The organism is Kitasatospora sp. NPDC087271 (assembly GCF_044744605.1).
Lineage (GTDB): Bacteria > Actinomycetota > Actinomycetes > Streptomycetales > Streptomycetaceae > Kitasatospora.
The window spans coordinates 208,213-214,212 of record NZ_JBIUYQ010000009.1 but is presented as its reverse complement, the minus strand read 5'-3'; the positions used below and the strand labels follow the sequence as shown (position 1 = coordinate 214,212).

Genomic DNA, 6,000 nt, shown 5'->3' with positions numbered 1-6,000 from the left:
CCACCTGGGTTGTCGGCCCCCCCCTCGGGCGGTGTTCCCCCCCACCCCCCCCCCCCCCCCGGCCCGGGGGGGGGCGCCCCCCCCCCGCCGCCCCCCCCCCCCGCCCCCCCCCCCCCCCCCCCCCCCCCGTCGACCTGATCGCACACCACCACGCACCCGGACCGTCCGGCACCGTTGCGCCACCCCTTGGATAGGCTGCCGCAATGGCCCTCGACTCCCCCCGGCTGCTGCGCGCCGACGCCGCCCGCAACGCGGAAAAGATCATCCGGGCTGCCCGGGAGGTCTTCACCGAACAAGGCCCCGACGCCCTCCTCGACGACGTGGCCCGCCGGGCCGGCGTCGCAGCCGCCACGCTCTTCCGCCGTTTCCCCGACAAGGCCGCGCTGCTGCGGGCCGTACTCAACGAGCGCTTCGCCGAGAACGTCCGCCCCGTCATCCAGGCTGCCGCCCACGACCCCGACCCCGCCTCCGGACTGGCCCGCGTGCTGGAAGCGGCACTGGAATCAGTGGCCGGCGACTACAACGTGCTGGCCGCCGCCCGCTCCGCCGGCGTCCTGACCCCGGCGACCGGGCAGGAGTTCTTCGCCGCCCTCGACGCCCTCCTGGCGCGCGGTCAGCACGCAGGTGTGATCCGCGCCGACCTCGTACCCGACGACCTGCACCGCATCGTCGTCATGCTGGTCTCCGTACTGTGGACGATGGAACCCCACGAGAACGGCTGGCGCCGCTACCTGGCCCTCACCCTCGACAGCCTCACCCCCACCGGGGCCCGCCCGCTGCCCTGCCCCGCCCCCGCACTGCACACCCGCACACCCTGACACCGAGGCGGGTGCCGGCCGCCCTCGCGCGGTGGGGGCGGCCGACACCACTGACCGCTAGCGCGCCGGGTGCACCTTGATCGCCGAGGCCGGGCACATGGCGGCCGCCTGGCGGGCCAGTTCCGCCGCCCGTGCGCCGGGCTCGACGGCGAGCACGACGACCTGACCGGCCTCGTCCTGGTCGAACACCAGCGGCGCGGTCACCGCGCACTGCCCCGACGACACGCACCGCGAGGTGTCCGCCTCCACCCGCGCGACCGGCCGCTCGCGCGGCTGCTCCCCGTTCACCACAGGACCGGGACCTCGCTGAGGCCGCCCGCCAGCCGTTCGGCGTGGTCGCGCAGGCTCCGCGCGTCCACCGCCAGCCGCAGGCCGGGGAAGCGCCGGAACAGCGCGGTCAGCGCGACCTGCATCTCGGTGCGTGCCAGCACGTTGCCGATGCAGTAGTGACCGCCGTGCCCGAAGGCCAGGTGCGCGTTGGGGGAACGCGACGGGTCGAAGGTGTCCGGCTCCTCGAACACCCTCCCGTCCCGGTTCGCGGCGTTGATCGCCACCAGCACCGCCTCGCCCCGCGCGATCGCGGCCCCCGCGACGGTGACGTCCTCGCGGGCGTAGCGGGTCAGGCCCAGGCCACCGGGCGAGGCCATCCGCAGGACCTCCTCCACGGTGGCGCGGGCCAGCGTCTCGGGCTCGGCGGCGAAGCGGTCCCGCCGGCCGGTGTCGCTCAGCAGGAACAGGACGCCCAGGTCGATCCGGGCCGACGTCGTCTCGTGGCCGGCGAACAGCAGCCCCACCGCCAGCCGGGTCATCTCCCCCTCGGTGAACGAGGGGTCCTCCGCCTGCACGGCCAGGATGTCGCTGATCACGTCCTGCCCCGGCTTCTTCCGCTTCTCCTCGGCGATGCCGGCCACGTACGCCTCGAACTCGGCCATGGCCGCGGCGCCGTCGGCCCCGCCGTACAGCGCGGCGATCCGCTCCGACCAGCCGCGCAGCAGGCCCCGGTCCGCGACCGGCACACCCAGCAGCTCGCAGATCACCATCACCGGCAACGGGAACGACAGGTGGTCGTGCAGGTTGACGGCGCGTTCCGGCTCCCGTGAGCGCTCCTCCTCCATCGCGTCCAGGCAGGATGCGGCGAGCTCCCCGATCCGCTCGCCCAGCCGGCGCATCCGCGGCGCGCTGAACGCGGGCGCCAGCATCCGCCGCATCCGCGTGTGCTCGCGGTCCTCCTCCTCGGGCGTGGGGGCGGGGCGCGTGTGCAGCGCCGACTCCGAGATCCTCGGCGCGCCCTCGGAATCGGGGCGCAGCCGGGAGAACCGGGCGTCGCTCAGAACCTCCCGGGCCTCCTCGTACCGGGTCACCAGCCAGGCCGGGTCGCCAGCGGGTGTCGTCACCCTCGTGATCGGACCTTCCTCGCGCAGACGCGCGAACAGCGGCGCCAGGTCCAGGGCGTCGGGGCGCTCGAAGGGTAACTGCGGTGCGGGGGCGGTCATGGTGGTCTCCTCACCGGCCAAAGGCCACAAGAGCAGCGAACGCTTGGCAGAACCGCCCTCTCCTGCACGTCCGGACCAGGGCGGATGAGCGGCGTCCCGGCCCAACAAGTGAGAGTCAGCTCTCTCTTCTCTCGGGAGCGTAACACCGTCGGCACGCACAGTCAGCCACCCGGCGAAATCGGCCCGTCCGGTGACAGGGCGGGGCCCCGGCTCGGTGAAGAACACCTGCGGCACGGCCCCCTCGGGGCATCAGCCGCGCCCGCACGCCGTCCGCATCTGCCGGTCCTCGGCCGATCGCAGGACCGCCGGGCCACGCGGTCGCGTACGCTCGCCCGGGTGCCGCGAAGGTGTGGGGCGGCGGCCGGGTCGGGAGGCAGGGGGTGGCGGGTGTTGTCGGATCGCGCGCGGGCCGAATCGGTCCTCAAGGACGCGGCTGCCACCTGTGAGGCGCACCTGCGGCGCTGGGTCGGGCAGTTGGAGGGCGCGGTCGGCCAGGTGGCGGCCTACCAGTTCGGATGGACCCCCGACGGATCCCCTCACCCGCGGCACGGCGGCAAGAACGTTCGAGCGGCCCTGGCACTGGGCTGCGCCCGGGCGGTGGGAGGGGACCCGCAGCGGGCGGTGCCCGCCGCCGTGGTGGTGGAGATGGTGCACAACCTGTCGCTGCTGTACGACGACGTCCTGGACGGCGACGCGCTCCGTCGCCACCGGGCCTCCGCCTGGGAGGTGTTCGGGCCGGGCGCGGCGACCCGGTCGGCCGACGCACTGCTGATGCTGGCGTTCGAGGTGCTCGCAGGCCCCGACGGCGAAGCATTCGCCGGTGAAGCCGTCGCCGGTGAAGCGTCGACGGCCCTGCTGGACACGCTCATCCAGCTCGCGGTCGGTGAGAGCCTGGACGTGCTGTTCGAGGCCGCGCCCCGCGTCGAGCTGTCCGAGTGCCTGGAGATGGTGTCGGGCAAGACGGCGTCGCTGATCTCCTGCGCCTGTCGGCTGGGCGCCCTCTACGGCGGCGGCGGGCCGGCGCAGGTCGAGACCCTGGCCGCGTTCGGACACGACCTGGGCATGGCGTTCCAGCTGGTGGACGACCTGCTGGGGATCTGGGGCGACGAAGCGGTCACGGGCAAACCGGTCTTCGCGGACCTGCGGGCCCGCAAGCTCTCGGTGCCGGTGGTGGCCGCGATGGCCTCGAACACCGTGGCGGGCGACGAACTGGCCCGCCGCTACGCGCTGTCGGCCGGCCCTGGCCGGGCCGGAGAGGCGGAGCTGGCCCGGCTGGTGGAGGAGGCCGGCGGCCGGCGCTGGACGGCGGAGCGCGCCGCCGAGCACGCGGACGGGGCCCGACGCCGTCTGCGGAGCCTCGCCGACGGCCCCGGCGCGGTGGCCGGTGCCGTCGCCGACCTCGACGCGCTCTGCGAACTGATCGTCAACCGGTCGCACTGAACCGGTCGCCCCCGGCGCGGGAGGACCAGGGCGCCGGGGTGTCGAGGATGTGCGCACGACCCTGCCGGTAGAGCGCGGCGTCCACCTCCTTCAGGCGGCGCAGTTCCTGCGGCTCGTACAGGGCATGGACCACGGCCGGCTCGGCGCCGTGCCCGGCGGCCTCCAGCAGCGCGTTCGCCGCCGCCCGGCCGCTCTGGTTCGCGCCCTCCATGGTGGCCAGGTTCACCGGGCAGCGGACGAAGTCCCCGGCCATGAACAGGTTCACCGCGGCCGTCCGCGCCCGCGGGCGCAGCGTCCAGGAGCCGGTGGTGTTGATCAGCAGGGCCTCGTCGTTGGTGGCGGGACCGGGGCCGTCGAGGTTCTTGACGGCCGGGTCCAGGTGCCAGGAGTGGAGCAGGCCGTCGTGGAGGGTCCGGCGGCGGCCGTCGTTGAGGGCGTCGGCGAGCTGGGCCCAGACCTCGGCGACGACCTCGGCCCGGGTGCAGTCGCGGGCCGGCTTGCCGTAGAGGATTCCGGGGGTGTCCCAGGAGGAGATGTCGACCGACAGGCAGTCGGCCACCGTCCCGTCGCCGTAGGTGGCGCGGAAGTCGGTGTCCCAGAACTGCGCCTGGCTGACGGAGGTCAGGGCCCACGGGGAGTCCTGGTAGATGACGTGGCCGCGGGTGATCGGGGTGGGCTCGGTGAGGTAGAACTGCAGGCCGACCATCCAGTCGGTGCGCAGGTCCGCCGTCTTCTTCAGCTCCCGGTCCGCCTCGGCCAGGCCGCGCTCCAGCAGCGTCCCGATCCGGTCGACCGGGAGCGCGCACACGTACCAGTCGGCGACCGCTTCCCGCCGGCGGCCGCCCGGGCCGCGCAGGACGGCGCCGACGACAGCGCGACCCCGCACCGTCAGGCGCTCCACCTGCCAACCGAGTTCGAGCCGCACCCCCAGCCGCTCCAGGTGCCGCACCCAGGGGTCGATCCAGGCGGTGCTGGTCGGGGCGTTCAGGACCCGGTCGGCTGCCTGGGCCTCGCCCCGGCCGAGGAAGCCGTAGCCGAAGGCCTCCAGGAACCCCCCGACGGTGTGCGCGCTGCACACCTCCGCCCTGGCCGCCACGACCGTACGGGTCGCCCCGACGACGCACACCTTCCGGTACTCCTCGGAGGCTCCGTCGGCGGCGGTGAAGTCCCACCACGACATCTGCTCCCACTGCCCCAGCCGCCGCTGCGCGCTGCTGGTCATGTAGACGAGCAGCCGGTTGGCGAAGTACAGCAGTTCCTCGTTCAGCTCTCCCCCGGCGCCCAGCTTCATGCCCCGGGCCCGCAGGATCTGCAGGGGCGTCCTCGGACCGGCGGCCAGGGACACGTCGGAGACCGTCTCCCCGATCCTCCCCGACCGGGCGGACAGCATCTGCGGTGCCTCCCGCAGGTTGCCTTCCACGCCCGAGGGCGATCCCGGGAGGGGGATCCGCCGCATCGTGTCCGGCAGGCTCCGGTAGAAGCCGGGGAAGAACCGGAACCCGTGCTCGCTGGGCAGGTCGAGCCGCCCGCCGGTACCCGTCCCCGGAACCGAGGCGCTACGGGCCTTCCCGCCCCACCCCGAGGGCTCCACCACGGTCACCTCGAAGCCGCGCTCCGCCAGCTCCATGGCCGCCGTCAGCCCGGCCACCCCACCGCCCAACACCGTGACCGTCCGGCCCGAACGCCCCGACACCGCACGCCCCCTCCCCGGCCCACGGCCGCCCGCCCGTCCTACCCGTCCCACCCGATCCGTACGGGAACGATAGAGCAGGTCGTGGCCGTCACCCCGGCGAAGTCCCTCCCCGCGACCCCCTGCACCCCGCGGCCTCGTTGTCGGCCCGAGCCGCCGGACCGGAACAGCCCCCCGGAACTCTCCAGCCGCGTTACGGAGTTCGACCTCACCGGCTACGCCCCCGTACTACCGTTCATATGAACAGCGGGTCGGCCGGCTACGGCCACGGGTAGCCCACCTGCTCCGGCACTGCTGCCGGCCACTCCCAGCTGCGGTCCCCTTCGGCTCGCAGGACCTCGGCCTCGTACTGATCCGCGGCGAACCGAAACTCCGGCAGGTCGAAGCCCCGCTCGGCCGGGTCGTGCCAGCCCGCCCAGACGACATGCTCCTCGTCGCGTGTGACCGTGACGTACAGAGCTGAGAAGGTCCGGTTCTATGGCCATCGGCAAAGGATCGCGGAGCCGGCCGCGGCTGTCATGTGAATGTGCGTGGCCGCCGCTCAGGGCGGTGGTTCGGG

Annotated in this window: 5 protein-coding genes; 2 read left to right on the top strand and 3 right to left on the bottom strand. The window is 74.1% G+C overall.

Annotated elements, in window-relative coordinates:
- The first annotated feature begins 203 nt into the window (after positions 1 to 203).
- Positions 204 to 818, top strand: coding sequence for a TetR family transcriptional regulator (locus tag ACIO9K_RS18105; protein WP_363620570.1), 615 nt, complete (start codon positions 204 to 206; stop codon positions 816 to 818).
- A gap of 57 nt (positions 819 to 875) precedes the next feature.
- On the opposite strand, the gene ACIO9K_RS18100 is transcribed toward ACIO9K_RS18105, so the two are convergent.
- Together ACIO9K_RS18100 and ACIO9K_RS18095 are read right to left on the bottom strand one after the other, a co-directional pair.
- A complete protein-coding gene (locus ACIO9K_RS18100) occupies positions 876 to 1,106 on the bottom strand; it encodes a ferredoxin (RefSeq protein ID WP_363620572.1) in 231 nt (76 codons plus the stop codon).
- Positions 1,103 to 2,311, bottom strand: coding sequence for a cytochrome P450 (locus ACIO9K_RS18095; protein ID WP_363620574.1), 1,209 nt, complete (start codon positions 2,309 to 2,311; stop codon positions 1,103 to 1,105). Before ACIO9K_RS18095 ends, ACIO9K_RS18100 begins: the two co-directional genes overlap by 4 nt.
- Positions 2,312 to 2,701: 390 nt before the next feature.
- Here ACIO9K_RS18095 and ACIO9K_RS18090 point away from each other — a divergent pair, with 390 nt between their 5' ends.
- The gene (locus tag ACIO9K_RS18090) at positions 2,702 to 3,751 is read left to right on the top strand and encodes a polyprenyl synthetase family protein (RefSeq protein ID WP_400330939.1); all 1,050 of its coding nucleotides are present in this window, start codon (positions 2,702 to 2,704) and stop codon (positions 3,749 to 3,751) included.
- On the opposite strand, the gene ACIO9K_RS18085 is transcribed toward ACIO9K_RS18090, so the two are convergent.
- Positions 3,735 to 5,444, bottom strand: coding sequence for an FAD-dependent oxidoreductase (locus ACIO9K_RS18085; protein ID WP_400330936.1), 1,710 nt, complete (start codon positions 5,442 to 5,444; stop codon positions 3,735 to 3,737). The two genes, ACIO9K_RS18090 and ACIO9K_RS18085, sit on opposite strands and share 17 nt — an antisense overlap.
- Between the last annotated feature and the right edge of the window lie 556 nt (positions 5,445 to 6,000).

Coding starts and splice junctions, on each gene's coding strand:
- ACIO9K_RS18105 (WP_363620570.1), top strand. CDS start 204: ATGGCCCTCGACTCCCCCCGGCTGCTGCGCGCCGACGCCGCCCGCAAC.
- ACIO9K_RS18095 (WP_363620574.1), bottom strand. CDS start 2,311: ATGACCGCCCCCGCACCGCAGTTACCCTTCGAGCGCCCCGACGCCCTG.